This window comes from Pseudomonas sp. B21-035 (assembly GCF_024748945.1).
In the GTDB taxonomy this organism is placed as follows: Bacteria; Pseudomonadota; Gammaproteobacteria; order Pseudomonadales; family Pseudomonadaceae; genus Aquipseudomonas.
The window spans coordinates 5,166,174-5,190,520 of sequence record NZ_CP087179.1 but is presented as its reverse complement, the minus strand read 5'-3'; the positions used below and the strand labels follow the sequence as shown (position 1 = coordinate 5,190,520).

General features: G+C 64.3%; 27 protein-coding genes. 16 read left to right on the top strand and 11 right to left on the bottom strand.

Features of this window, described 5'->3' with window-relative positions; all coding sequences use genetic code 11:
• Positions 1-6 precede the first annotated feature (6 nt).
• The 3 genes from LOY22_RS23745 to LOY22_RS23735 are packed head-to-tail and all read right to left on the bottom strand — an operon-like array spanning position 7 to position 2,616.
• Complete coding sequence (locus LOY22_RS23745) at positions 7-1,272, bottom strand: ABC transporter permease (RefSeq protein ID WP_045199986.1); 1,266 nt, start codon at positions 1,270-1,272, stop codon at positions 7-9.
• Complete coding sequence (locus LOY22_RS23740; RefSeq protein ID WP_123565079.1) at positions 1,272-1,991, bottom strand: ABC transporter ATP-binding protein; 720 nt, start codon at positions 1,989-1,991, stop codon at positions 1,272-1,274. Before LOY22_RS23740 ends, LOY22_RS23745 begins: the two co-directional genes overlap by 1 nt.
• Before the next feature lie 46 nt (positions 1,992-2,037).
• Positions 2,038-2,616, bottom strand: a complete 579-nt coding sequence (locus LOY22_RS23735; protein ID WP_045199983.1) for a DUF2796 domain-containing protein — start codon at positions 2,614-2,616, stop codon at positions 2,038-2,040.
• 132 nt (positions 2,617-2,748) lie between these two features.
• Between LOY22_RS23735 and LOY22_RS23730 the strand changes: the two genes are divergently transcribed.
• A complete protein-coding gene (locus tag LOY22_RS23730) occupies positions 2,749-3,093 on the top strand; it encodes a hypothetical protein (RefSeq protein ID WP_045199981.1) in 345 nt (114 codons plus the stop codon).
• 66 nt (positions 3,094-3,159) lie between these two features.
• Here LOY22_RS23730 and trxA read toward each other — a convergent pair whose 3' ends face one another.
• The 3 genes from trxA to LOY22_RS23715 are packed head-to-tail and all read right to left on the bottom strand — an operon-like array spanning position 3,160 to position 5,169.
• Positions 3,160-4,032 (bottom strand): thioredoxin, encoded by an 873-nt coding sequence (trxA, locus tag LOY22_RS23725; protein ID WP_258595064.1) that lies wholly within the window; start codon positions 4,030-4,032, stop codon positions 3,160-3,162.
• Between the two features lie 31 nt (positions 4,033-4,063).
• Positions 4,064-4,723, bottom strand: a complete 660-nt coding sequence (locus tag LOY22_RS23720) for a methyltransferase (RefSeq protein WP_045199977.1) — start codon at positions 4,721-4,723, stop codon at positions 4,064-4,066.
• A complete protein-coding gene (locus tag LOY22_RS23715) occupies positions 4,723-5,169 on the bottom strand; it encodes a YbaY family lipoprotein (protein WP_093379042.1) in 447 nt (148 codons plus the stop codon). The genes LOY22_RS23720 and LOY22_RS23715 overlap by 1 nt, the downstream gene beginning before the upstream one ends.
• A 107-nt stretch (positions 5,170-5,276) precedes the next feature.
• On the opposite strand from LOY22_RS23715, the gene nrdR reads away from it, so the two are divergent.
• From nrdR to LOY22_RS23655, 12 genes are all read left to right on the top strand, one after another.
• Positions 5,277-5,741 carry a transcriptional regulator NrdR gene (gene nrdR, locus LOY22_RS23710; RefSeq protein ID WP_010222838.1) on the top strand — a complete coding sequence of 155 codons (465 nt, stop codon included), beginning with the start codon at positions 5,277-5,279 and terminating at the stop codon, positions 5,739-5,741.
• Between the two features lie 2 nt (positions 5,742-5,743).
• A complete protein-coding gene (ribD, locus tag LOY22_RS23705) occupies positions 5,744-6,874 on the top strand; it encodes a bifunctional diaminohydroxyphosphoribosylaminopyrimidine deaminase/5-amino-6-(5-phosphoribosylamino)uracil reductase RibD (protein ID WP_258595061.1) in 1,131 nt (376 codons plus the stop codon).
• A 45-nt stretch (positions 6,875-6,919) separates the two neighbouring features.
• The gene (locus LOY22_RS23700) at positions 6,920-7,585 is read left to right on the top strand and encodes a riboflavin synthase (protein ID WP_010222840.1); all 666 of its coding nucleotides are present in this window, start codon (positions 6,920-6,922) and stop codon (positions 7,583-7,585) included.
• Between the two features lie 18 nt (positions 7,586-7,603).
• Positions 7,604-8,698, top strand: a complete 1,095-nt coding sequence (ribBA, locus tag LOY22_RS23695) for a bifunctional 3,4-dihydroxy-2-butanone-4-phosphate synthase/GTP cyclohydrolase II (protein ID WP_038998529.1) — start codon at positions 7,604-7,606, stop codon at positions 8,696-8,698.
• An 89-nt stretch (positions 8,699-8,787) separates the two neighbouring features.
• Positions 8,788-9,264, top strand: coding sequence for a 6,7-dimethyl-8-ribityllumazine synthase (ribE, locus tag LOY22_RS23690; RefSeq protein ID WP_010222842.1), 477 nt, complete (start codon positions 8,788-8,790; stop codon positions 9,262-9,264).
• Positions 9,261-9,761 carry a transcription antitermination factor NusB gene (gene nusB / locus LOY22_RS23685; protein ID WP_093379052.1) on the top strand — a complete coding sequence of 167 codons (501 nt, stop codon included), beginning with the start codon at positions 9,261-9,263 and terminating at the stop codon, positions 9,759-9,761. The genes ribE and nusB overlap by 4 nt, the downstream gene beginning before the upstream one ends.
• A gap of 18 nt (positions 9,762-9,779) precedes the next feature.
• Positions 9,780-10,745, top strand: coding sequence for a thiamine-phosphate kinase (gene thiL, locus LOY22_RS23680; protein ID WP_258595057.1), 966 nt, complete (start codon positions 9,780-9,782; stop codon positions 10,743-10,745).
• Positions 10,742-11,245: a phosphatidylglycerophosphatase A gene (locus LOY22_RS23675; RefSeq protein WP_045199966.1), complete on the top strand. Its 504-nt coding sequence runs from the start codon at positions 10,742-10,744 to the stop codon at positions 11,243-11,245. The genes thiL and LOY22_RS23675 overlap by 4 nt, the downstream gene beginning before the upstream one ends.
• Positions 11,246-11,256: 11 nt before the next feature.
• Positions 11,257-12,009 (top strand): ABC transporter substrate-binding protein, encoded by a 753-nt coding sequence (locus tag LOY22_RS23670; RefSeq protein ID WP_045199964.1) that lies wholly within the window; start codon positions 11,257-11,259, stop codon positions 12,007-12,009.
• Positions 12,010-12,122: 113 nt separating this feature from the next.
• Positions 12,123-12,740, top strand: coding sequence for a GTP cyclohydrolase II (gene ribA / locus LOY22_RS23665; RefSeq protein ID WP_010222848.1), 618 nt, complete (start codon positions 12,123-12,125; stop codon positions 12,738-12,740).
• Positions 12,737-13,156, top strand: coding sequence for a hypothetical protein (locus tag LOY22_RS23660; RefSeq protein WP_045199962.1), 420 nt, complete (start codon positions 12,737-12,739; stop codon positions 13,154-13,156). The genes ribA and LOY22_RS23660 overlap by 4 nt, the downstream gene beginning before the upstream one ends.
• Positions 13,156-13,965, top strand: a complete 810-nt coding sequence (locus tag LOY22_RS23655; RefSeq protein WP_093379058.1) for a cobalamin-binding protein — start codon at positions 13,156-13,158, stop codon at positions 13,963-13,965. Before LOY22_RS23660 ends, LOY22_RS23655 begins: the two co-directional genes overlap by 1 nt.
• On the opposite strand, the gene LOY22_RS23650 is transcribed toward LOY22_RS23655, so the two are convergent.
• From LOY22_RS23650 to LOY22_RS23635, 4 genes are all read right to left on the bottom strand, one after another.
• On the bottom strand, positions 13,943-15,793 hold the full coding sequence (locus LOY22_RS23650; protein ID WP_258595055.1) for a TonB-dependent receptor domain-containing protein: 1,851 nt from the start codon (positions 15,791-15,793) through the stop codon (positions 13,943-13,945). The two genes, LOY22_RS23655 and LOY22_RS23650, sit on opposite strands and share 23 nt — an antisense overlap.
• A 77-nt stretch (positions 15,794-15,870) precedes the next feature.
• A complete protein-coding gene (gene dxs / locus LOY22_RS23645) occupies positions 15,871-17,769 on the bottom strand; it encodes a 1-deoxy-D-xylulose-5-phosphate synthase (RefSeq protein WP_258595053.1) in 1,899 nt (632 codons plus the stop codon).
• Positions 17,770-17,909: 140 nt separating this feature from the next.
• Positions 17,910-18,797, bottom strand: coding sequence for a (2E,6E)-farnesyl diphosphate synthase (gene ispA / locus LOY22_RS23640; protein ID WP_093379067.1), 888 nt, complete (start codon positions 18,795-18,797; stop codon positions 17,910-17,912).
• Complete coding sequence (locus tag LOY22_RS23635) at positions 18,794-19,036, bottom strand: exodeoxyribonuclease VII small subunit (protein WP_045199952.1); 243 nt, start codon at positions 19,034-19,036, stop codon at positions 18,794-18,796. The genes ispA and LOY22_RS23635 overlap by 4 nt, the downstream gene beginning before the upstream one ends.
• A gap of 243 nt (positions 19,037-19,279) precedes the next feature.
• Here LOY22_RS23635 and LOY22_RS23630 point away from each other — a divergent pair, with 243 nt between their 5' ends.
• From LOY22_RS23630 to LOY22_RS23620, 3 genes are read left to right on the top strand one after another with little or no spacing between them, the layout of a single operon-like run.
• Positions 19,280-20,683 (top strand): MBOAT family protein, encoded by a 1,404-nt coding sequence (locus LOY22_RS23630; protein ID WP_045199950.1) that lies wholly within the window; start codon positions 19,280-19,282, stop codon positions 20,681-20,683.
• The gene (locus LOY22_RS23625; protein ID WP_258595050.1) at positions 20,670-21,803 is read left to right on the top strand and encodes a DUF459 domain-containing protein; all 1,134 of its coding nucleotides are present in this window, start codon (positions 20,670-20,672) and stop codon (positions 21,801-21,803) included. The genes LOY22_RS23630 and LOY22_RS23625 overlap by 14 nt, the downstream gene beginning before the upstream one ends.
• The gene (locus tag LOY22_RS23620; protein ID WP_258595048.1) at positions 21,803-23,008 is read left to right on the top strand and encodes an SGNH/GDSL hydrolase family protein; all 1,206 of its coding nucleotides are present in this window, start codon (positions 21,803-21,805) and stop codon (positions 23,006-23,008) included. The genes LOY22_RS23625 and LOY22_RS23620 overlap by 1 nt, the downstream gene beginning before the upstream one ends.
• Before the next feature lie 244 nt (positions 23,009-23,252).
• Here the strand turns inward: LOY22_RS23620 and LOY22_RS23615 are convergent, their stop codons facing one another.
• Positions 23,253-24,341 (bottom strand): alpha/beta hydrolase, encoded by a 1,089-nt coding sequence (locus LOY22_RS23615; protein ID WP_093379076.1) that lies wholly within the window; start codon positions 24,339-24,341, stop codon positions 23,253-23,255.
• Positions 24,342-24,347 lie beyond the last annotated feature (6 nt).

The window sequence follows — 24,347 nt, the reverse complement described above, 5'->3', positions numbered from 1 at the left end:
AGTTACTCACAGGTGAATGGACAGGCCGTCGGCCAGCGACTGGCGATAGGCGCGCCAGGCCGGCACGCTGCCCATCAGCAAGGCGGCGCCAAGGATGATGCCCAGCAGGGTCCATTCATGGGCGCTGGGCCAGGCCAGCGGCAGCAACAGGCCGTAATTGGCCTGCACGTAACCCTGGGCCAGGGCGATGCAGGCGTACAACAAAGCCACCCCGGCGATGATGCCGGCCACCGCCAGGGCCAGTGCTTCGAGCACCAGCAGCCCGGCAATGTGCCAGGGACGCGCGCCGACCGAGCGCAGGATGGCCATTTCCCGGCGTCGTTCGTTGAGGCTGGTGAGGATCGCCGTGAGCATGCCAATCAGGCCGGTCAGCACCACGAATAGCGAGACCACGAACAGCGCCTGCTCGGCCGTGCCCATCAGGCTCCAGAGCTCTTGCAGGGCCACGCCCGGGAGGATCGCCAGCAGCGGCTCGTTGCGGTACTCGTTGATCTCCCGTTGCAGGCTGAAGGTGGCCACCTTGTTGTTCAGGCCGAGCATGAAGGCGGTGATGGCGGCGGGCTTGAGGTCCATGTTGCGCGCCTGATCGGCGCTGATACGCCCGGCGCCGCGGGCCGGCATACCGTTGTGCCAGTCGATGTGGATGGCTTCCATACCGCCCAGGCTGATGTGCAGGGTGCGGTCGACCGGGGTGCCGGTGCGTTGCAGCACGCCGACCACGGTGAACGGTTTGTCATCGTGTTTGACCAGGCTGATGGCCGCCACGCCATGGGCCAGCACCAGCTTGTCGCCCAGCTTGTAGTGCAGGGCATCGGCCACCTCGGCACCAAGCACCACCTCGAACGGGTCGCTGGCGAAAGCGCGGCCCTCGGCCAGTTGCAGGTTCTGCTTGCGGCCGTACTGGTAGTGCTCGAAATAGCGCGCGTCGGTGCCCATCACCCGGTAGCCGCGATGGGAATCGCCCAGGGAGATGGGAATGGCCCATTTCACCCGTTTGTCGCTGGCGTAGTGTTCGAAGCTCTCCCAGCGGATGTTGTTGGTGGCGTTGCCGATGCGAAACACCGAGTACAGCAGCAGGTTCACCGAGCCCGAGCGGGCGCCGACGATCAGGTCGGTGCCGCTGATGGTGCTGGCAAAGCTGGCGCGGGCTTCGGTGCGCACCCGCTCGACCGCCAGCAGCAGGCACACCGACAGGGCGATGGCGAAGGCGGTCAAAAATGCAGTAAAGCGGCGGTTGGCCAGGCTGGCCAGGGCAAGGCGGAGCAGGTACATCAGGCCTCCAGGTCGTTGGCCGGGCGGGCCGCGCGGTTGAGTTCGGCAAGGGACAGCTGGCGGTCAAACAACGGTGCCAGGCTCTGGTCGTGGCTGACGAACAGCAGGCTCGAGCCGGCCGCACGGCATTCGGCGAACAACAGGCGGATGAAGGCTTCGCGGGTGTCGGCGTCGAGGGCTGATGTTGGCTCGTCGGCGATTACCAGCTCCGGCTGGCCGATCAAGGCCCGGGCGGCGGCAACGCGCTGTTGCTGGCCGATCGACAGGCTGCCCGCGCGGCGGGCAAGCAACGCCGGGTCTTTCAGGCCCAGGTGGGCGAGCAGGCTGGCGGCGGCCTGGTCGATGCTGCCATGGCGCTCGGCGGCGCGTTGCGCGCGGCTGCGCGAGAAGCGGCAGGGCAGTTCGACGTTCTCCCGTACCGAGAGAAACGGCAGCAGGTTGAACTGCTGGAAGATGTAGCCGGTGTGATCGACGCGAAAACGGTCGCGGGCGGCCAGCTTCAGTTCGCTCAAGTCCTGGCCGAGCAGGCGGATGCTGCCGCGATCGGGCTTTTGCACTCCGCCCAAAAGGCCCAGCAGGGTGGTCTTGCCGCTGCCGCTGGGGCCTTTGAGAAACAACGATTCGCCGGCTTCCAGGCGCAGGGCGGGAATCTCCAGCAGGGGGGCTTGGCCCGGCCAGGCGAAGCCCAGGTCGGTCAGTTCAATCAGTGCCTGGCTCATAAATGAACGCCCGGGTTACCCCGGGCGTTTCGCTGCAAAAGGGCTATCAGAAGTTGATCGTGGCCTTGGCCGGGGTCGCTTCGACACCTTGCTGGCCGTTGGGTCCGATCAGTTGCAGGGTAATTTTCTGGGTGGCGGGGAAGGCCTTGAACAACGGAGTCAGGTCGAGGCTCTTGAGCTCAGCGGGCTTGTCGCAGGTCAGCCGGTAATGGGCATGGACCTCACTGTGCTCATGGCCTTCGTGCTCGTCGCCGTCATCATCGACTGCCGGCTTGTCGCCGAACAGCGGGCTTTCCAGCTCCTGGTCACTTTCGCTGCAGTTGGCCGCCTTGGCCAGGCCGAACAGCGCCAATGGTTTTTCCAATTGTGAACGCACGGCAGCAACCTTGGCTTTGTCGGCGGCGCTGGTGGCCGGGTGTTCGAAGCCGACCAGGTTCATCGCCGGGCTGTCCAGTTCCAGTTCCAGGGACTTGTCGTCGAGCACCACATTCAAGCGCGCGACGCCGTGTTCATGGGCGCCGAGGCTGCCATGGGCGTGGTCATGATCGTGGTCGTGGCCTTCATGGGCGTGGGCGACGGCCAGGGGCAACAAGGCAAACGGCAAGGCGAGCAACAGACGACGCATGGGCTGACTCCGCGGAGGCACTGGAATGATTTGGTAATGTTATAACAACTTGTTCGGCGTGCGCCAGTGTGCTTGGCGATGAAGCGTTGGCGTGGGAGCATGGGCCCATTGACTGCGCACAAGGACACCCCCATGCGAATTCGCGGACACATCGGCGACTGGCCGGTAGACCTGACCCTGGAACTGGACCCGGCGGAATGGGCGCAACTGGGCGGCCAGCTGGCCGCTGTGACGCCAGCGCCTGCAGCAGCGGCGAGTGCGGTTGCGGCGGTGCGACCGGATGATGCGCTCTGGCAGGCGGCGCGCGAGGTACTGCGCAAGGCCGGGCAGCTCAACGGGCCGGAGTTGCTTGAACACTTGGAAGGGCTGGCGGGCAATACCGCGGCGGGCAAGCGACTGCTGGTGCGCCTGCGCCACAGTGCCGAGGTGAAGGTGCAAAGCGGGGCGGATGCGCCGGTTTATCACTGGGTGGGGTAATGAGGGTATCGCGGGGCAAGCCCGCTCCTACAAGATCAGTAGGAGCGGGCTTGCCCCGCGATCAATTCAATACAAGGCAGCAAACAACTTGCGACGGTAGCTGCCGACCAGCGGATGGTCGTTGCCCAGCAGGTCAAACACCTGCAGCAAGGTCTTGTGTGCCACCCCGCCGTCATAGCTGCGATTGCGCTTGAACAGCTTGAGCAAGCCTTCCAGCGCCGCTTCGTACTGCTGACGCGACAACTGCTGGATGCACAGCTGGTACGCGGCCTCGTCATCTTCAGCATTCTGCGCCAGGCGCGCTTTAAGGTCGGCGACTTCCGGCAGGCTGGCGGCCAGGCCGAGAAAGGTCAGCTGCGCCTTGGCACCGGCCAGGGCAGCCTTGTGCTCGTCGCTCTTGACCGCGTCGAGCACGGTCTGGGCTTCACCCAGTTCGCCGCGCTCAGCCAGGCAGCGGGCGTAGAGGATCAGCGCGCCGGCATTGCTGTTGTCTTCGCTGAGCAGCGCCTTGAGGGTGCTTTCGGCTTCGCTGAAACGGCCTTCGGCAAACAGCGCCTGGGCTTGCTCCAGCGGGTCGGCGGCAGCCGGTGGCGGCAGTTGTACATGGGGTTCGAGCAGGGCGCGAATCGCCGACTCGGGTTGGGCACCGGCAAAGCCGTCGACCGGCTGGCCATCCTTGAACAGCACTACGGTGGGCAGGCTGCGGATGCCGAAGCGGGCGACGATGTCCTGCTCGATATCGCAGTTGACCTTGGCCAGCAGCAGTTCGCCCTGGTAGCTCTCGGTGATCTGCGCCAGCAGCGGCATCAGTGCCTTGCACGGCGCGCACCACTCGGCCCAGAAGTCGACCAGTACCGGTTTATGGAAAGAGTTCTGGATCACCGACTGTTCGAAGTCGGCGCCAGTGGCATCGAAAATGTACGGGGTAGCAGGGTTCATCGCGACTCTCGAAAATCCGTGAATGGCATCACTATAAAGGCTGGCGGCTGGCGTGGTACAGGCTGACCCGGCGGAATTCGTGGGGCTCGGCCAGGTCCGGCAGGGTCAGGGCATCGAGCACGCCCAGCGACCGGTACAACGGGTGGCGGAAATCCCGTACCCGCGAATCGGCGACCAGGGCCTGCTGGCCACGGCTGAGAAACTCGTCCAGCAACGGTAGGTTGGCGCGGTCGTAGAGCACGTCGGCGACCAGGATCAGGTCGAAACGGTCGGCCTCCTGGAAAAAATCGCTGGAATAACTCAGTTCCACCTCATTGAGCTCGGCATTCGCCCGGCAGGCCTGCAGCGCCAGCGGGTCAAGGTCGCAAGCCACCACTTCCAGCGCGCCGGCCTTGGCTGCCGCGATACCGGCAATCCCGGAGCCTGCGCCAAAGTCCAGCACGCGCTTGCCTTCGACCCAATGCCGATGCTCATCCAGGTAGCGGGCCATGGCCAGGCCGCTGGCCCAGCAGAAACTCCAGTACGGCGGCTCGTGAAGGATGCGCCGGGTTTCTTCGGAGCTGAAGGCGCGGTCCATGTTCTGCGCATCGATCAGCCACAACTTGAGCGCGCACTCGGGCAGGTCGCTGACCACCAGTTGCGCATCCCCAAGCAACTCGCTCAAGGCCTGTTGCAGTGGAGCGGGCGCCATCATGGCGCCTTTTCGAAGCGCAGCGGGCCGGTGGCCTGGGTTTGCGCCTGGGCGATGCGCAGGGGCGGCAGGTGCAGGATCAACTGGCCGGACTTGCTCGCGCGACCGCGCAGCTCGACCCGCGCCCCGGCGGGAAAGGCCTCGGGGTTGAAGCGCAGGCGAAACGGCAGGTCCAGGCCATTGCCGCTGAACGTGCTGCTGGCTAGCAAGCCTTGCGGCCGCCCGCGTTCATCGATCACTAGCAGGGCCAGTTCGACTTCGGCGCCGGCCGGAATGTTCTGCAAGGTGCCGCTCAATTCGCGTTGATAGGCCGGCAGCGGCCCGAGCTCCTTGGCCGGTTTGCTGGCTACCGGGGCTTTGGGCGCCGGCACAGGCTGGGGTTTATCGCTGCTGCACGCGCTCAGCACGGCAGCAAAACTGAGCACGACAAGCGCTCTTGATGGCATGGGGAATTCCTTCGCGGCGTATTTCCTCACTGGATGGTAACCCCTTTGGCTTGTCTTGCCAGTGGGATGCGCTACCATGGCCCTCCCTTTTTTTGTTGCCTGCCACCATGCACTGTCCCTTCTGCGGTGCCAACGACACCAAGGTCATCGACTCGCGACTGGTTGCCGAGGGCGAGCAAGTGCGCCGTCGGCGCGAATGCGTAGCCTGCGGTGAGCGCTTCACCACCTTCGAAACCGCCGAACTGGTTCTGCCCCGGCTGATCAAGCAGGACGGCAGCCGCCAGCCTTTCGACGAAGAAAAACTGCGTGCCGGTATGCAGCGTGCTCTGGAAAAACGTCCGGTCAGCGTCGAGCGCCTGGAAGCGGCGCTGGCGCATATCAAGCACAAGCTGCGGGCTACCGGTGAGCGCGAGATCAAGTCGCTGGTGGTCGGCGAGCTGGTGATGGCCGAGCTGCAAAAGCTCGATGAAGTCGCCTATATCCGCTTCGCCTCGGTGTACCGGCGTTTCCAGGACCTCAACGAGTTCCGTGAAGAAATCGACCGCCTGGCCCGTGTGCCGGCTAAAGAGTGAGCATGTCCAGCGAACGCGCGGTGCTTGATGCGCACTACATGGCCCGGGCCATCGAGCTAGCCCGCAAAGGCTTGTACTCCACCCACCCGAACCCGCGCGTGGGCTGCGTGATCGTCCGCGACGGCCAGGTGGTCGGCGAAGGCTGGCACGTGCGCGCCGGCGAGCCGCATGCCGAGGTGCATGCCTTGCGCCAGGCCGGCGAGCTGGCCCGCGGCGCTTGCGCCTACGTCACCCTTGAGCCGTGCAGCCACCATGGGCGCACGCCGCCGTGTGCCGAGGCGCTGGTCAAGGCCGGTGTGGCGCGGGTGGTCGCGGCCATGCAGGACCCCAATCCGCAAGTCGCCGGCAACGGCCTCAAGCGCCTGGCCGATGCGGGTATCGAGGTTGCCAGCGGTGTGCTGGAGGCCGAGGCCCGCGCCCTGAACCCGGGCTTTCTCAAGCGTATGGAACACGGCCTGCCGTTCGTCCGGGCCAAGCTGGCGATGAGCCTGGACGGCCGCACGGCCATGGCCAGCGGCGAGAGCCAGTGGATTACCGGCCCGGCGGCGCGCTCGGCAGTGCAGCGTTTGCGCGCCCGCTCCAGCGTGGTGCTGACCAGTGCCGAAAGCGTATTGGCCGACAACGCGCGGATGACCGTGCGCGCCGAAGAACTGGGCCTGGACCCGGCAACCACCGCGCTGGCCCTGGCGCGTCCGCCCTTGCGGGTGTTGATCGATGGTCGCTTGCGTGTGCCGCTCGATGCGCCGTTCTTTACCGCCCGCCCGGCCCTGGTGGTCACCGCCGCTGAAGCCGACGCACGTTATGCCCAGGCCGGTCATGAGCTGCTGAGCCTGCCCGGCAGTGCTGGCCGCGTCGACCTGCCGGCGCTGATGCTTGAGCTGGCCGCGCGTGGCGTCAACGAAGTGCTGGTCGAAGCCGGTGCCGGCCTGGTCGGCGCCTTTGCCCGGCAGGGACTGATCGACGAGTACCAGATTTTTGTCGCCGGACGCATCCTTGGCTCCAGTGCCCGGCCGTTGCTCGACTGGCCCCTGGATAAAATGAGCCAGGCGCCCCATTTGCAGATCACCGAAATGCGCGCAGTAGGCGATGACTGGCGAGTCACTGCAGTACCCAAGCCTGCGCCCGGCGTATAATTTGCGGCTAGCGCCATGCGCAGCCCTGTTCTCGAGGAGGACTTCATGTTCACCGGCATCATCGAATCGATTGGCAGCATCCGTTCCCTGACCCCAAAAGGCGGTGACGTGCGGGTGTATGTCGAAACCGGCAAGCTCGACCTGGGCGACGTCAAGCTGGGCGACAGCATCGCCGTCAACGGCGTGTGCCTGACCGCGGTCGAGCTGCCTGGCGATGGCTTCTGGGCCGACGTCAGCCGCGAAACCCTCGACTGCACCGCCTTCAACGAGCTCAAAAGCGGCAGCCGGGTCAACCTCGAAAAAGCCCTGACGCCGACCACCCGCCTGGGCGGTCACCTGGTCAGCGGCCATGTCGACGGCGTCGGCGAAGTGGTCTCGCGCAGCGATAACGCCCGCGCCATCCAGTTCCGCATCCGTGCACCCAAGGAGCTGGCCAAGTACATTGCCCACAAGGGCTCGATCACCGTCGACGGCACCAGCCTGACGGTGAACGTCGTCGATGGCGCCGAGTTCGAGCTGACCATCGTCCCGCACACCCTGGCCGAAACCATCATGGCCGACTACCGTCCAGGTCGTCGGGTGAACCTTGAGGTCGACCTGCTGGCACGTTACCTGGAGCGTCTGCTGCTGGGTGACAAGGCCGCCGAGCCAAGCAAAGGCAGCGGCATCACCGAAAGTTTCCTGGCCGCCAACGGCTACCTGAAATCCTGATTTGAAAGGGGGTGCCGAGTGGCGCTCAACAGCATCGAAGAACTGGTCGAAGACATCCGCCAAGGCAAAATGGTCATCCTCATGGATGACGAAGACCGCGAGAACGAAGGCGACCTGATCATGGCCGCCGAGTGCTGCAAGGCCGAGCACATCAACTTCATGGCCAAGCACGCCCGCGGCCTGATCTGCATGCCGATGTCGCGCGAGCGCTGCGAAACGCTCAAGCTGCCGCTGATGGCGCCACGCAATGGCTCGGGTTTCGGCACCAAGTTCACCGTGTCGATCGAAGCCGCCACCGGCGTCACCACCGGCATTTCCGCCGCCGACCGCGCGCGCACCGTGCAGGCTGCCGCCGCCCGTGATGCCAAGGCCGAAGACATTGTCAGCCCCGGTCACATTTTCCCGCTGATGGCCCAGCCTGGCGGTACCCTGGCCCGTGCCGGCCACACCGAAGCTGCCTGCGACCTGGCGCGCATGGCCGGTTTCGAGCCGAGCGGGGTGATTTGCGAGGTGATGAACGACGACGGCACCATGTCGCGTCGCGCCGAACTCGAGACTTTTGCCGCCGAACACAACATCAAGATCGGCACCATTGCCGACCTGATCCACTACCGGATGATCCACGAACGTACCGTTCAGCGGGTTTCCGAGCAGCCGCTGGACAGCGAGCTGGGCCATTTCAACCTGGTCACCTACCGTGATTCGGTCGAAGGCGACGTGCACATGGCGCTGACCCTGGGCAACATTTGCGCCGAAGAACCGACCCTGGTGCGGGTGCACAACATGGACCCGCTGCGCGACCTGCTGATGGTCAAGCAACCGGGCCGCTGGAGCCTGCGCGCGGCCATGAGCGCCGTTGCAGACGCCGGCAGCGGCGTGGTGCTGCTGCTCGGCCACCCGCTCGATGGCGACGTGCTGCTGGCGCACATTCGCGAAAGCGCCGACGCTGGCGCCCAGGCGAAAACCCCGACCACCTACAGCACCGTCGGTGCCGGTTCGCAGATCCTGCGCGACCTGGGCGTGCGCAAAATGCGCCTGATGAGTTCGCCAATGAAGTTCAATGCGATATCCGGATTCGATCTGGAAGTTGTAGAATACGTGCCCTCCGAATAAAGCAGGCGGTTTTTCGCGCTGCCATTCGTGTCCCAAACACCCACAGGCCGCCCGTTTGCGGCCTGGCTCTTTAAGATGAGAACTCCGCAATGACCCTGAAGACCATCGAAGGTACCTTCATTGCCCCCAAAGGTCGCTATGCTTTGGTGGTTGGCCGCTTCAACAGCTTCGTCGTCGAAAGCCTGGTGAGCGGTGCCGTTGATGCCCTGGTTCGCCACGGTGTGAACGAAAGCGACATCACCATCATCCGTGCCCCGGGTGCCTTCGAAATCCCGCTGGTGGCACAGAAAGTCGCCCAGCAAAGCGAATATGCCGCGATCATCGCCCTGGGCGCCGTGATCCGTGGCGGTACCCCGCACTTCGAATACGTTGCGGGCGAATGCACCAAGGGCCTGGCCCAGGTGTCCATGGAGTTCGGCGTGCCGGTCTCCTTCGGTGTCCTGACCGTCGATTCGATCGAACAGGCCATTGAGCGTTCCGGCACCAAGGCCGGCAACAAGGGCGCCGAAGCTGCCCTGTCCGCTCTGGAAATGGTCAGCCTGCTGGCGCAGTTGGAGGCCAAGTGATTAGCGACGAAAGCGATCGTTTCAACCCGCGCGATCCAAAACCTGCGGATGCTGGCAAGCCATCGAAAAGCGCCAAGCGTCGCGAAGCCCGTCAGCTCGCGACCCAGGCCCTGTACCAATGGCATATGGCCAAGCAGTCGCTGAACGAGATCGAAGCGCAGTTCCGGGTCGATAACGATTTCACCGATGTCGACGGCGCCTACTTCCGCGAAATCCTCCATGGGGTTCCGGCGAAGAAAGTCGAAATCGACGAAGCACTCAAGCCGTGCCTTGACCTGACTATTGAAGAGCTCGATCCGGTTGAACTGGCGGTGCTGCGCCTGTCCACCTGGGAGTTCATGATGCGCGTTGATGTTCCGTACCGCGTTGTGATCAACGAAGGTATCGAACTGGCCAAGGTGTTCGGTTCGACCGACGGCCACAAGTTCGTCAACGGCGTGCTCGACAAGCTTGCACCACGCCTGCGTGAAGCCGAAGTCAAGGCGTTCAAGCGCTGATTCCGGCGCTCTGTGCCAATGGGTGAGTTCGAGCTGATCCGTCATTACTTCGCCGCCGCGTCCTGTGCGCAAGGCGGCGAAGGTGTGGCCCTGGGCATTGGCGATGATTGCGCCTTGCTCAGCGTGCCAGCCGGCGAACAGCTGGCGATCTCCACCGATACGCTGGTGGCCGGGGTGCATTTCCCGGCTGTCTGCGACCCTTTTCTGCTCGGTCAGCGTTCGCTGGCCGTCGCTGCCAGTGACCTGGCTGCCATGGGCGCCACGCCCATCGGCTTTACCCTTGCCCTGACCCTGCCCGAGGTTCGCGCCGACTGGCTGCAGGCTTATGCCCGCGGTTTGAACCAGATGGCCGAAAGCTGCCAGCTGAGCTTGATCGGCGGCGACACCACCCGTGGCCCGCTGAGCCTGACCATGACCGTGTTTGGCCGCGTACCCGGCGGCCAGGCCCTGACCCGCAACGGTGCCCGCGCCGGTGACCTGCTGTGCGTCGGCGGCGAGCTGGGCAATGCCGCCGGCGCCTTGCCGCTGGTGCTGGGCGAGCGCATGGCCGAGGCGGCCCAGGCCGATCCGCTGCTGGCCCATTACTGGTCGCCGCAACCGCAACTGGCGCTGGGCCAGGTGCTGCGCGGCAAGGCAACCTCGGCGCTGGATATCTCCGACGGCCTGCTCGCCGATTGCGGACATATCGCCAAGGCGTCGCAGGTGGCATTGCAGGTCGAGCTGGAGCGGCTACCGTTGTCGGCGGCGCTGCTGGCCTTTTTCGGTCGCGCAGGCGCGCAACAGGCGGCATTGGCCGGCGGCGACGATTACGTCCTGGCCTTCACCTTGCCCGAAGCCGAGCTTGCACCGTTGCTGACGGCCGGCTGGCCGATCCATGTGGTCGGGCGGGTGAGTGCCGGCAGCGGCGTGCGCCTGCTTGATGGCAGTGGCCAGGACATCACCCCGCACACCCGGGGCTATCAACATTTTAAGGAGACACCGTGACCGATCACCCCAAACAGGTGCCTGCGGAGTTCGTTCCGCCGTCGGTCTGGCGCAATCCCTGGCATTTCCTGGCATTCGGCTTTGGCTCCGGAACCCTGCCCAAGGCGCCGGGAACCTGGGGCTCGCTGGTGGCTCTACCGTTTATCCCGTTGTGGCAGATGCTGCCCGATTGGGGCTACTGGCTGATGCTCGGGTTGACCATGCTGTTCGGCTTCTGGCTGTGCGGCAAGGTCGCGGATGACCTCAAGGTCCACGACCATGAGGGCATCGTCTGGGACGAAATGGTCGGCATGTGGATAACCCTGTGGCTGGTGCCGGAGGGCTGGATGTGGCTGCTGGCGGGCTTTTTGATGTTCCGTTTCTTCGACATCCTCAAGCCCTGGCCGATCCGCTGGATTGATCGTCATGTGCATGGCGGGGTCGGGATCATGCTCGACGATGTTCTGGCCGGGGTGTTTGCCTGGCTGGGCATGCAGGTTCTGGTATGGAGTTTCACCTAAGGAGCGGGGCGATGACGGGATGGCGGCTGTTGCTGGTGTTGCTGGTCCTGGCGGCAGGTGTGGTCAAGGCGGCGGACGCGCCGTCGGCGACACCTGGCCAGGTTCGTCTGGTCAGTGAAGAGTGGCTCGACTACACCAACGCCGACGGCAGCGGCCTGGCCTGGGACGTGCTGCGCAAGGTGTTCGAGCCGGCCGGCGTCAAGGTTCGCACCCAGAGTGCGCCGTACAGCCGCGCGGTAGGCCTGGTCAAACGCGGTGAGGCCGATGCCTGGGTCGGTTCCTATCACGAAGAGAACGCCGACAACCTCTATCCGCGCTGGCATTTCGATATGGACCATATCTATGCCCTGGGCCTGGCCACCAGCCCTGTGCCGACCCAGCAGACCCTCGGCCAGTATCGCCTGGCCTGGGTGCGCGGCTATGACTACAAAAGCTATCTGCCCAATGTCGGTCACTTTCGCGAAATCCAGCGCCGCGAGGGGATCTTGCCGATGCTTGAACATGATCGCGTCGACTACTACATCGATGCCCTGACCGAAGTCGACTATGTGCTCGGCCAGGCCCCCGATCCCAAGCTGTTTCGCCGCAGCCACCTGGCGGAGCTGCCGCTGTACCTGGCCTTTGGCCGCACCGCCGAGGGCAAGGCGTTGCGCGCGCTGTTCGACCAGCGCATGGACAAGCTGGTGGCCAGTGGCGAGTTGCGGGCGATCTTCGAGCACTGGAAGCAGCCCTATCCGTTCGACGGCGAGGGCAAGCGGCCGTAGCTGATATCGAACTTGTCGATCTGTTTGCCCAATAATTCAGCCTAAGCAGCGGCGCCACGCTGCTGATACAATCGGCCCACGTCAATTTTCAAGTTACTGATCAGGAGCACAACGTGCCCGTCGTTTTTGTTGCCGCTTCCAAGCTGCCTACCCCGTTTGCGACCTTCACCATGCATGGTTTTCTCGATGAAGCCACCGGCCGCGAGCACGTCGTGCTCAGCCTGGGTGATGTGGCCGATGGGCAGCCGGTGCTGGGGCGCCTGCATTCCGAATGCCTGACCGGCGACGCCTTGTTCAGCCAGCGCTGCGACTGCGGTTCGCAACTCGAAGCGGCCCTGCAGGCGATCGCCCGCGAAGGCCGCGGCGTGCTGCTGTACCTGCGTCAGGAAGGCCGTGGCATTGGCCTGTTGAACAAGATCCGCGCCTACGAGCTGCAAGATGGCGGCGCCGACACCGTCGAAGCCAACGAACGCCTGGGCTTTGCCGCCGACCAGCGTGACTACGGCATGTGCCAGCCGATGCTCGAGCACCTGGGTGTCAAGTCGCTGCGGCTGATGACCAACAATCCGCGCAAGGTCAAGGCACTGACCGGCATGGGCATTCCGGTTGCCGAGCGGGTGCCGCTGCACACCGGCCACAACCCGCATAACAAACACTACCTGGCGACCAAAGCCGGCAAGCTCGGCCACATGATGGGCAACGAGCACCAGGGCGAGGCCGGTCGGGCGTGACCCGCGCCCAGGTTCGCCGTCGCCTGGAGCTGGCCTGGTGGCAGTACCTGGCGGTGGCGCTGGCGCCGTTGCTGGTGTTTGCCTGGGCCTTCGGTGGCGTGCAGGCGTTGATTCCGATCCTGGCCATGCCGATGTTTATCGCCGGCGTGGCCTCGATGTTTCTCAGCCTGCCGCGCTTTGGCGCCTACAAGCACGGGCTGATCGCCACCCAGAAAGCCCTGAACAGCGACGATGAACCTGCGGCCTGGATCGAGCTGGCACGTATCCGCCGCCTGGGCATGTTGTTCGCCTGCCTGCCGGCCTGGGTCGCCGCGTTGTCGGTATTCGTTGGCCTTGAGGCGGTGCCGCAGATCCTCCTGGCAATCTCCAGCGTGGTCCTGCTCTACCTCTATCGCATTCCTCGCCAGCTCGGCTGATGCGTCGCTACCTGTGGCTGTTGCTGCTGGCCTTCGGTATGCCGCTGGCCGCGGCGCCGCGGGTGGTCAGCCTGGCGCCCTCGATCACTGAAATCATCCTCGAGCTGCAAGCCGGCGACCTGCTGGTGGGCATGGCCGAGTGGCACGAACGGCCGACGCAGTTAAGCACCGTACCGTTGGTGGGCCGTTATGGCCAACTGGACATGGAGCGCCTGCTCAGCGTGCGCCCGGACCTGGTGCTGTACTGGCCGGGCAGCGTGCCGGCGGCCCAGCGCGACCAGCTCGAACGCCTGGGTATCCCGCTATACAGCGTCGATGTGCACGAGCTGGATGACCTGGTGTCGCAGGTGGACGAAATTGGCCTGCGGATCGGGCGCAAGGCGCAGGGCGGGCAGTTATCCACAGCCTTGCGCCAGCGCCTTGCCGCGTTGCGCCAGCAGTACCATCGCGAGCAGGCGCTGACGGTGTTCTACCAGGTCTGGGACAAGCCGCTGTATACGGTTGGTGGTTACCAGATCATCTCCGATGCGCTGAGTGTCTGCGGCGCGCGCAATGTGTTTGCCGACCTCCCCCAGCCGGCGCCGCAGGTTAACCTGGAGACCGTGCTGGCGCGCAACCCGCAGGTGATCCTTGCCCCTGATCAGCTCCAGCTCGAGGCCTGGAAGGCCTGGCCGCACGTCGCTGCCGTGCGTGATGGCCTGTTGCTGCAGGTGCCGGACAAAGGCCTGGAGCGCCCCAGCGGGCAGATGATCGAAGCGACGGCCAAGCTGTGCGAACTGCTGCAGGCTAAAGCGCCGGTGTCCAGGTGACGCCCAATAGCCAGGTGCGGCCTTCTTCGCGGTAATCGGCATAGCCTGTGCCGTAGCTGTACTGCGCACGGCTGTAGGTTTTATCCAGCAGGTTATCGGCTTTGAGCTCCAGACGAACCTCGCGGCTCAGGTTCCAGCTGCTGCGCAAACCGAGCAGACCGTAGCCGCTGAGTGAGCGCTTGTTGTCGGCGTCGGCGTAACTGCTGCTGACTGCCTGCCAGCTGGCACCCAGGCCGAGGCGATCGAACTGGCGATCCAGGTCCAGGTTCAGGGTACGGCGGGCGCGACGTTCGAGGGTGTGCCCGGAATCGCGGTCACGCGGGTCGATCAGTGCCAGGCCGAGGCTGCTCTGCCAGCCAAACCACTGCTGATGCAGACTGGCTTCGAAACCATTGATGCGTGCCGAGCCGACATTGTGTGGAATGAAGTTGGGGCCCAGGGAGATCGCATTGCGCAGGTCGGTGCGGTACAGCGAGGCCTCCAGCCGGGTGCTGTCGGTCAGTTGGCTGCGCCATTGCAGCTCGTAGCTCTTCGAGCGCTCGGGCTTGAGGTCGGGGTTGCTGAAATCCGGGTAGTAAAGGTCGTTGAACGTCGGTGCGCGAAAGCCTTCGCTGTAGGACAGAAGCAGGTCGTTGTCGACGTTGAGCGGCACGCCGAGACTGGCGCTCCAGCTGTTCTGGCTGCCGAATTGCTGGTTCTGGTCGCGGCGCACGCCGATTTCGGTGTTGAAGCTGTCGCCTTTGTAGCGATGCTGGACAAAAGCGGCGCGGTTCCAGCGGCTGTCTTCGTCAAAGGTCGTGCTGCCATGCAGGCGATCCTGATACCAGTCGCCACCGAGCAACAGGTTGTTGCGCTCGTCGAAGCTAAGGTCATTCTGCCAGTTGATCGAGTCGCGGTAAGTGTTGAACTCGCTACCGCCCGGCTGCAGCGAGTCGCGCTTGGTATCGCGGTTCTCGCTGTGGCCCAGCTCCAGGCGTGAATGCCACATCTCACTGAGCTGTGCGTCGGCATAGGTGCCGAGGCTACTGACGGTGAAATCGGTGTAGGGCTGGCTGTGGTCGCCAAACAGGTTGTCGTATTCGCTGCGTCCGCGGCTGTCGAGCAGATTCAGGCCCAGTTCCAGGGAGTCGCTGGCAACATGGCTGAGGTTCAGGCTCAGGCTCTTGTTTCTGTAGGCATCATGATCGCCGTTGGCCGGGAATGACTCGCGGGTAGCGTTGATGCCGTCGGTTTCGTCCAGACCTGCGGCGAGGTTGAAACGAGTGCGCTCGTCACCTCCGGACAGGCCGACATCGCGCTGCCAGGTCTTGTTGCTGCCACCGGCCAAGTGCAGGCGCGGTTGCAGGCCGGGCTTGCTGGCGCGGCGGGTGAAGATCTGGATCACCCCGCCAATCGCATCGCTGCCATAGATCGCCGAGCGCGAACCGCGCAACACTTCGACCCGCTCGATCTGATCAATGTTGAGAAACTGCAGGCCGCTGTCGCCGGACGAGGTGTTGGCAATACGTACGCCATCGACCAGCACCAGGCTCTGGGCCGACTTGGTGCCGCGAATGAAAATGCCGGGCAAGCTGCCACGCCCGCCTGTGCGCGAAATTTGAACCCCCGGCACCCGAGTCAGCAGGTCAGTAACACTGGAAGGCTGCAGGCGGTCGATGTCGTCGCGGGTGAACACCGTATTGGCGGCGCTGGTTTGCGTGCGGTCTTCGACCTGGCGGTTGGCGCTGATCAGCGTGTTGGGCAGCTTCAGGGCGCTTTCGCGGTCGATCGGGTCGGCCAGCAGGGTGGTTGGCAATAGCAGGAGGGGGGCAAGACGCAGAGATTTCATGGGCAGTTCCATTGCTATCGCGGGTCAAGCCCGCTCCCACAAAACCTGTAGGAGCGGGCTTGACCCGCGATGCGGTCTCAAAGACCGAGCAGTTGCATCCGCTGACGCACCGAAGCCTCGATGCCGGCGGCATCCAGGCCGCACTCGGCGAGCATCTGCGCAGGCTTGGCATGCTCGACATACACATCCGGCAGGCCCAGGTGCAGCACTGGCTTGAGCACCGCTTCGCGGGCGAGGAACTCGCTCACTGCCGCACCGGCGCCGCCCATGATGGCGTTCTCTTCGATGGTCACCAGCAGTTCGTGGCTACCGGCAATCTCGCGCACCAGGGCTTCATCCAGCGGTTTGACGAAACGCATGTCGACCACGGTGGCATCGATCTGCTCGGCAACCTTGAGGGCTTCGCTCAGCTGCACGCCGAATACCAGCAAGGCGACCTTGCTGCCCTGGCGGCGGACGATGCCCTTGCCGATTTCCAGTGGCTCAAGGTTGCTCTCGATGGTTGCGTTCGGGCCGCTGCCACGTGGGTAACGCACGGCGGCCGGGCCGTTGTACAGGTGGCCGGTGCTGAGCATCTTGCGCAGTTCGTTCTCGTCGCTCGGGGTCATCACCAGCATGCCGGGGATGCAGCGCAGGAACGACAGGTCGAAGCTGCCCGCGTGGGTCGGGCCGTCTTCGCCGACCAGGCCGGCGCGGTCGATGGCGAACAGCACGTCGAGATTCTGCACCGCGACGTCATGGATCAACTGGTCGTAGGCGCGCTGAAGGAAGGTCGAATAGATCGCCACCACCGGCTTGGCGCCTTCGCAGGCCATGCCCGCAGCCAGGGTGACCGCGTGCTGCTCGGCGATGGCGACATCGAAGTAGCGATCCGGATAGCGCTCGCTGAAGGCCACCAGGTCGGAGCCTTCCTTCATGGCCGGGGTAATGCCGACCAGGCGCTGGTCAGCAGCCGCCATGTCGCACAGCCATTGGCCGAACACTGCGGAGTACTTCGGTCCGGCAGCCTGTTTCGGCGCGGCGGCGGGTTTGTCCACAGGCTCAAGCTTGGTGATCGCGTGGTAGCCGATCGGGTCGACTTCGGCCGGGGCGAAACCCTTGCCCTTTTTGGTGACCACGTGCAGGAACTGCGGGCCCTTGAGGTCACGCATGTTGCGCAGGGTGGTGACCAGGGTCGGCAGGTCGTGGCCATCGATCGGGCCGATGTAGTTCCAGCCCAGCTCTTCGAACAGGGTGCCGGGTACCAGCATGCCCTTGGCGTACTCTTCGGTGCGGCGGGCGATTTCCCAGGCGCCGGGCAGGCGCGAGAGGACCTTCTTGCTGCCCTCGCGCATGCTCGAGTAGGTGCGGCTGGAAAGAATCTTGGCCAGGTAGTTGGACAGGCCGCCGACATTGCGCGAAATCGACATGTCGTTGTCGTTGAGGATCACCAGCATGTCGGCGTCGACTTCCTGGGCGTGGTTCAACGCCTCGAAGGCCATGCCGGCGGTCAGCGCGCCGTCACCGATCACGGCAATCGACTTGCGCGGATCGTTCTGCAGACGGGCGGCGATGGCCATGCCCAGGGCCGCACTGATCGAGGTGCTGGAGTGACCGACGCCAAAGGTGTCGTACTCGCTCTCGGCGCGGCGCGGGAAGGCGGCCAGGCCGTCCTTCTGGCGCAGGGTGTGCATGCGCTGGCGGCGACCGGTGAGGATCTTGTGCGGATAGGCCTGATGACCGACGTCCCACACCAGACGGTCGTCCGGGGTGTCGAAGACGTAGTGCAGGGCGATCGTCAGCTCGATGACGCCCAGGCCGGCACCGAAATGCCCGCCGGTCTGACCAACGGTATAGAGCAATTCCTGGCGCAACTCGTCGGCCAGGTTCTCCAGGTCGGCTTCAGCCAGGCGGCGCAGGCCGGCAGGCGTATCGGCACGGTCAAGCAGCGGCGTGACCGGGCGTTCGCGGGGGAACTCTTGAAACGTCGTGGGCATCAGGCGAATCGTTATAGATATGAAGTGGCGGCAGTTTACCTTATTGCGGTGTTGGCTGCCCATTTGAGCTAATCGCGGGGCAAGCCCGCTCCTACAGTGATCGCTGTGGGAGCGGGCTTGCCCCGCGATACCCGCGCTGCTTAGTTACGGCGCTCAACGATGTACCGCGCAAGTTCGCGCAGCGGCTCGGCTGCCGCGTCAAACGGACGCAGGGCATGCAGGGCCTGGTCGCGCAGTTCCAGGGCATAGGCCTTGGCTGCTTCGAGGCCGAGCAGGGCCGGGTAGGTCGGCTTGTCGCGGGCGATGTCGGCGCCCTGGCGCTTGCCCAGGGTGGCGGTGTCGCTCTCGACGTCGAGGATATCGTCCTGAACCTGGAAGGCCAGGCCGATGGCCTGTGCATAGGTTTGCAGGGCCTTGAGCTGGGTCTGGTCGGCGCGGGCGCTGGCCAGGGCGCCGAGCTTGACGCTGGCTTCGATCAGCGCGCCGGTCTTGTGCCGGTGCATGAACTCCAGCGCCGTCTGGTCGAGCTTGAGGCCCACCGAGCCCAGGTCGATGGCCTGGCCGCCGACCATGCCGGCAGGCCCTGCAGCCAGCGCCAGGGTCTGGACCATGGCCAGGCGGATGCTGTCTTGCTGCGGGCTCAATTGCGGGTCGAGCAGGGCGCTGAAGGCCAGGCTCTGCAAACCGTCGCCAGCGAGGATCGCGCAGGCTTCATCGAAGGCCTTGTGGGTGGTCGGCTGGCCGCGGCGCAGGTCGTCATCGTCCATCGCCGGCAGGTCGTCGTGCACCAGCGAGTAGGCGTGAATCAATTCGACCGCGCAGGCCGCGCCGTTGGCCTGCTCCGGTGCAGCACCGAGGGCCTGGCAGGCGGCATAGGCGAGCAGCGGGCGTACCCGTTTGCCGCCATTCATGACGCTGTAGCGCATGGCCTCATAGAGGCGGCTGAGCTCAACCGAGGGGGCGATGAACAGGTGTTCGAGGGCGGCGTCGACCCGCGCCTGGCAACTGGCCTGGTAGGCGGCGATCATTCCGGCTGTTCCGCATCGAAAGGCTCGGCCGCCAGTTCGCCATCGCGCTCGAGCAGCACTTGGACCTTCTGTTCGGCCTGGGCCAGCGCGCTCTGGCAGTCGCGGGTCAGGCTGATGCCTTGCTCGAAGGCAGTCAGCGAGTCTTCCAGCGACAGCTCGCCGTTCTCCAGGCGCTCGACCAGGACCTGCAGGTCGGCGAGGGATTGCTCGAAATCAATGGAGGCTTTTTTTCGGGCCATGGCGGCTGTCTCGGTGGCAGTATAAACGGCGCGACACTAGCAGAGCGGGGCGGGGGGAGCAAATCGATAGGGTCGATCTTTCGTCGCATTCTGTTGCACAAAGGCCCACGGTGAAGTCTTGATTTTTCTACAGGGCTCGCATTGTGAGGGCTTGTGGCTCTCTGCCATAATCGCGCCCGCTTTGCCCCGCGGCTCTGCGGCGGTAACGCCTCCTATTTCTGTTGTCACGTAATGGACTACGTTGTGAGCTTCCTTTCGATCGAGTTCGGCCTCTGCTTCACACTGTTTTTCATCGTTTACTGGAGCCTGTGCTGGAGCGTTCGCTTGCAGAACGTCCTGCTGCTGGCCGCCAGTTACGGCCTGGTGGCCAGTTTCAGCTTCAACTCCCTGTACATCCTGCTGGGCTACAGCGCCCTGGTGTATCTGCTCGGCCTGGTCGGTGAGCGTTATCCCGGGCGGCGCTTCAGCTATTTGTTGGTGTTGCTGCTGGTGCTGGGCTGTTTCTACCTGTTCAAGTACCAGGAGTTCTTTGTCGGCGGCGTGCAGGGCGCCCTGGCCAGTGCCGGGCTGGACGTGTCGCTGCCGGTGCTGGAAGTGCTGGTGCCGATCGGCCTGTCGTTCTACGCCTTTCACTCGGTCAGCTACCTGGTGTCGATCAACCGCCGCGAGATGCCCTCGGCTTCGCCGTTCGACCTGGCCCTGTACCTGGCGTTCTTCCCCAGTCTGATCGCCGGCCCGGTCAACCGCGCCAGCCACATGCTGCCGCAGATTCGCACGAGTACTATCCGTGAAGTGCTGGAGCCGCAACGGGCCCTGGGGTTGATTGCCCTGGCGGTGGTCAAGCTGTTCTTCTGCAGTGCCTGGCTGGCCAGTGAGTGGGTTGACCCGGTGTTCGAGACGCCGGGCAGCTATTCGCCCGAGCAGATACTGCTGAGCGTGTATGGCTACAGCTTTCTGATTTATTTCAACTTCAGCGGTTACACCAACCTGGTCACCGGCATTGCCTTGCTGCTGGGCTTTCGCCTGCCCGACAACTTCAATGCGCCTTATGCCGCGCACAACCTCAAGGAGTTCTGGGGCCGCTGGCACATCAGCCTGTCGCTGTTCATTCGCGACTATGTCTACATTCCGCTGGGCGGCAATCGCCAGGGGGTGTGGCGCGGCAACCTGAACATGCTGCTGGCGATGCTGATTTCCGGCCTGTGGCACGGGGCGAGCATCAACTTCATCATCTGGGGGGCGCTGCATGGTATTGGCCTGGCGCTGTACAAGGCTTCGACCTACATCCTGCCGCAGCCGATGCGCTGGCCGGGCGCCGGCCTGGCGGCGCGCCTGCTGACCTTCCACTACGTGGCCTTCGCCTGGATCTTCTTCCGTAGCGCCAGCCTTGATGAAGCCATGGACATGCTCGCCGGTATCGGCGGCTTGAGCCTGGATGGATTGTTCTCCAGTACCGGCCTGCTGTTGCTGGCGAGCGTGTTGTATGTCGCCGTCTACCCGCAGTTGCTGGTGCTGCTGCGCCAGTTCTTTGCTACCACCACGCGCTTGCCCTGGCAGCTGTATCCAATACCGCTGGGGTTGTTCATTTCCTTGGTCATTTTTGCTTCGCAATCGGGCGTACCGGGGTTCATCTATGCAAGCTTCTAATGCCGGTCGTTTGCTGTCGTCGCAACTGGGCGCGGCCAAGGCTTTCTACGCCGTTGTCATCACCACGCTGTTGCTGTTCTGGCTGAACCAGGATTCGATCAGCCTGTATTGCCAGCAGAAGTATCACCAGAGCTGCGAGCTGCCGGTACTTGGCCAGAGCCCGGCCTGGCGCATGGGTGGCAACCTCACCCATGCCCTGGGCGATGCTCGCGACAGCTTTATCGACAGCCTGGAAAAACGCAGCGAGCAGGTGCTGGTGGCCAAGGTTGAGACCAACGACACCGTGGAGCTGCCAGCGCCGATTCCTGTGGTCCCGGTGCACCTGGACAAGCCGCCGGTTGCGGCTCACCCGGTGCCAGTCAAGGTTGCGACAACGTCTGCGCGTGTGCCGGCAACAGTGGCTACGCCAGTGCCGCAACCCGCAGCGCAAGTTGCCCAGGCACCTTTGCAAGCCGGCACCGTGGTGTCCCTGGCGGCGGGTGACGAAGTCTTCCTGGTCGGCGACTCACTGATGCAGGGCGTCGCTCCGCACCTGGCCAACAGCCTGCGCAAGCGTTACCAGATCAAGAGCGTCAACCTCAGCAAGCAGAGCACCGGCCTTGCCTATCCCGGTTTCTTCAACTGGCCGCAGACTGTGGCCAAGACCCTGGAAAGCGAGCCGAACATCCGCCTGATGGTGATCTTCCTCGGCCCCAACGACCCGTGGGACATGCCCCAGGGCAAGGGCAAGCCGTTTTTGCGCTTCAAGTCGCCGGAGTGGGAAGTCACCTATCGCCAGCGTATCGACTCGATCCTCGACCAGGCCCGTGAGCACAATGTGCAGGTGATCTGGGTCGGGCCGCCGAACATGCAAAAGCCCAAGCTGTCTACGGCCATGGCTTACCTGAGCGGGCTGTACGAGCAACAGACCGGCCTGTATCAGCAGCATTACGTTTCGGCCAACCCGGTCCTGGGTTACAACGACGACAGTTTCTCCTATACCTTGCAGAACGCTCAGGGCAAACGGATCAAGACCCGGGTCGATGACGGCATCCATTTCACTACCACCGGACAGAAGCTGATCTCGGAACGGATTCTCTCGTTGATCGCCTTTCCCGGCCTCACTGTAACGGGACACTGATGCCTCGACTGCACAACATTCTGGGGTTGGCCCTGCTGATCTGCGCGTTGCCGGGCTGTAGCCCGGTGGCGGCGGTCAACACCTCGGCCAAGCCTGCCAATACGGCGGCCAAGGCCCCGGCCAGCCGCGTCGATGGCAACCTGGCGGTACTGGCGGGCAAGTTCAAGAACGCCAACCGCGCACCGGTCAACATCATCCAGTTCGGCGATTCGCACACCGCTGCCGACCTCTTCAGCGGCGAGATGCGCCGCCTGCTGCAGGCGCGTTATGGCGATGGCGGTATCGGCCTGATTGCCGCCACGCCGGTGCCCGGCACCCGCTACGACCAGGTGATCCTGAAAACCGCCAAGCGCCAGTGGGAGCTGGTGTCGGCGCGCAACCAGCAGAGCACGCAATTCCCGCTTGGCGGTTACCTGTCGGTGCCGATGGCGGCCAACCCCAGCGTGCGCATCGAAGCCCGCGAGCCTACGGCGCAACGCTATCGGGTGCAGGCGCTGTACCAGGCGCGGGAAAACAGCACCCTGGTGCTGCGCGATGGCCGTGGGCGCAACCAGCGCCTGCTGGCGGCCACCGGCGGGCAGTGGCGCTTCGGCCCGCAAGTCAGCAACCTGGCTCTGCCGCTGGACCTGAGCGTCAGCAACCGCCCGGGCACGCTGCTGGGTGGCTGGTATATCCAGGGCCAGAAGAATGCCGGGGTGATCTACTCGGCGCTGGGCATCAATGGCGCGCGCCTGGAAGTGCAGGATAAATGGCAGGCCGGCTGGCAGGACAACCTCAAGACCCTGCGCCCGGACCTGGTGATTCTCGCCTACGGCACCAACGAAGCCTTCGATGACACCCTTGATCTTGGCCTGTACCAGACGCAACTGCGCAACACCCTCAAGCGCCTGCGCCAGGATCTGCCGCGCGCGGTGATATTGTTGGTCGGCCCGCCGGACTCGATCAAGCAGCGCAAGGCTCGTAGCTGCAGTGCGCGCCAGCCGCAGCAACTGGCCCAGGTGATCCGCATCCAGCGCCAGGCGGCCAATCAGGCCAATGCGCTGTTCTGGGATTGGCAGGCGTACATGGGCGGGCAGTGCTCGATTGTCGGCTGGCAGGCGTCGGGCCTGGCCCGTGGTGATCTGGTGCACCTGACGGCTGATGGCTACAAGAAAAGCGCGGCCGGCCTGCACGAGTTTCTGCGCAACCAGCTGGGCTTGAAGTAGGGCAGAAAAAAGTAGAGGCGGGGACGACTCAGGGTTGGCTTGCGGCGCCCCATGAAGTCGTCTTCCCGCCCCTTAACAGAGGCAAACCCGGGGGCGTGCAACCGCCCCCGCTCAGCACGATGCGACTGCCTTGAATCAGTCGCGGTTCATTCCTCTGCATTCACCTTAGTAGCTGTCTGCAGGGCTGTAAATTTTCTCGAACAGATTATTTCTCAGGTGCTTTCCGGGGCTGCCTGGCGCGCACTCAAAGGCCCAGGGCGTAGTCCAGGTAGCCTGGGTAGGCCTTGCGCCAGTCGTCCTGGAAGGTGTGGCCTTCAGGGTGTTCGTGGCTCTGCACCTTGTTGTTGCTGGCGAAAGCTTTTTCGGTGGTGGCGGTCAGTTGCAGGTTGCTTTCATGCTCCTGAGCGCCGTGGACCACGACCAGGCGCTTGTCCTTGGCCTTCTGCACGGTGAACGGGATCTTGAAGCCGCCCGGCGACAGCAGCACCGCACCGCTGTAGTTCTGCGGGTACTGGGCGATCAGGTGGGCGGCGTGTTCAGCACCCTGGGAGAAGCCGATCAGGGCGACTTTCGAGCGGTCGATGCGGGTGTCTTTTTCCAGCTTCTTCAGCGCTGCGGCCACCGCTTGTTCGGTCGGCTCGACCGACTGTTGCTGCCACATGAACTGATGCTCGTCGCGCTTGAGGGTACCGTTCAGGGCCACCAGCACGGCCTTGTCGCCGACCAGGTCGGCGCGCATGTTGGTGCCCTTGACGCCTTCGGTGCCAAAGCCTGCCAGCCACACCACCACCGGCCAGCCGCCAGCCGGGGCCTTGCCTTCAGGGATGCTGAAGGCGGCGAGGCCGGCGTCCTTGGCCTGGGTCGGGTAGTTCTTCTCGGCCGCTTGCAGCAGCTTCTGGTAGGCCGGGTCGTTTTTCATCGGCTCCAGTTCGTCGTCTTCCTTGAGGATCACCGCTTGCCAGAAGCCGCGCTCGCGGGCCTCGTCGAGGTATTGCGCGGCCAGTTCCGGGCTGTCCATGGACGACAGCGCGGCAGCGGCCTGGTACGCGGCGAAGGCGTTCTTCGGGTCGAGGCGGGCGGCGGTCAGGTAGAAGGCCAGGGCGCCGGCATAGTTGTCGTGCTCGCTCTTCTCTTTGTCACCGGCATCCATGAACTCGGCCGGGGTGGCGTTGTTGAGGTACAGGTTGGCCATGGCGGCCATGCCTTGCCAGCGGCCTTTGTGCAGGGCCTGGTCGGTGGCCTCGTCGGCGAAAGCAGTGGTTGCGGTGAGGCTGAGGCCGGCCAGCAGGCCGAAGGAGCAGAGGTGCAGGCGGGTCGCTGTCAGCAATGACATGGCCGA

Excerpts from the sequence above, each read along its gene's own strand:
- LOY22_RS23745 (WP_045199986.1), bottom strand. The coding sequence starts at position 1,272 with ATGTACCTGCTCCGCCTTGCCCTGGCCAGCCTGGCCAACCGCCGCTTT.
- LOY22_RS23740 (WP_123565079.1), bottom strand. The coding sequence starts at position 1,991 with ATGAGCCAGGCACTGATTGAACTGACCGACCTGGGCTTCGCCTGGCCG.
- LOY22_RS23735 (WP_045199983.1), bottom strand. The coding sequence starts at position 2,616 with ATGCGTCGTCTGTTGCTCGCCTTGCCGTTTGCCTTGTTGCCCCTGGCC.
- LOY22_RS23730 (WP_045199981.1), top strand. The coding sequence starts at position 2,749 with ATGCGAATTCGCGGACACATCGGCGACTGGCCGGTAGACCTGACCCTG.
- trxA (WP_258595064.1), bottom strand. The coding sequence starts at position 4,032 with ATGAACCCTGCTACCCCGTACATTTTCGATGCCACTGGCGCCGACTTC.
- LOY22_RS23720 (WP_045199977.1), bottom strand. The coding sequence starts at position 4,723 with ATGGCGCCCGCTCCACTGCAACAGGCCTTGAGCGAGTTGCTTGGGGAT.
- LOY22_RS23715 (WP_093379042.1), bottom strand. The coding sequence starts at position 5,169 with ATGCCATCAAGAGCGCTTGTCGTGCTCAGTTTTGCTGCCGTGCTGAGC.
- nrdR (WP_010222838.1), top strand. The coding sequence starts at position 5,277 with ATGCACTGTCCCTTCTGCGGTGCCAACGACACCAAGGTCATCGACTCG.
- ribD (WP_258595061.1), top strand. The coding sequence starts at position 5,744 with ATGTCCAGCGAACGCGCGGTGCTTGATGCGCACTACATGGCCCGGGCC.
- LOY22_RS23700 (WP_010222840.1), top strand. The coding sequence starts at position 6,920 with ATGTTCACCGGCATCATCGAATCGATTGGCAGCATCCGTTCCCTGACC.
- ribE (WP_010222842.1), top strand. The coding sequence starts at position 8,788 with ATGACCCTGAAGACCATCGAAGGTACCTTCATTGCCCCCAAAGGTCGC.
- thiL (WP_258595057.1), top strand. The coding sequence starts at position 9,780 with ATGGGTGAGTTCGAGCTGATCCGTCATTACTTCGCCGCCGCGTCCTGT.
- LOY22_RS23670 (WP_045199964.1), top strand. The coding sequence starts at position 11,257 with ATGACGGGATGGCGGCTGTTGCTGGTGTTGCTGGTCCTGGCGGCAGGT.
- LOY22_RS23655 (WP_093379058.1), top strand. The coding sequence starts at position 13,156 with ATGCGTCGCTACCTGTGGCTGTTGCTGCTGGCCTTCGGTATGCCGCTG.
- LOY22_RS23650 (WP_258595055.1), bottom strand. The coding sequence starts at position 15,793 with ATGAAATCTCTGCGTCTTGCCCCCCTCCTGCTATTGCCAACCACCCTG.
- dxs (WP_258595053.1), bottom strand. The coding sequence starts at position 17,769 with ATGCCCACGACGTTTCAAGAGTTCCCCCGCGAACGCCCGGTCACGCCG.
- ispA (WP_093379067.1), bottom strand. The coding sequence starts at position 18,797 with ATGATCGCCGCCTACCAGGCCAGTTGCCAGGCGCGGGTCGACGCCGCC.
- LOY22_RS23635 (WP_045199952.1), bottom strand. The coding sequence starts at position 19,036 with ATGGCCCGAAAAAAAGCCTCCATTGATTTCGAGCAATCCCTCGCCGAC.
- LOY22_RS23625 (WP_258595050.1), top strand. The coding sequence starts at position 20,670 with ATGCAAGCTTCTAATGCCGGTCGTTTGCTGTCGTCGCAACTGGGCGCG.
- LOY22_RS23620 (WP_258595048.1), top strand. The coding sequence starts at position 21,803 with ATGCCTCGACTGCACAACATTCTGGGGTTGGCCCTGCTGATCTGCGCG.
- LOY22_RS23615 (WP_093379076.1), bottom strand. The coding sequence starts at position 24,341 with ATGTCATTGCTGACAGCGACCCGCCTGCACCTCTGCTCCTTCGGCCTG.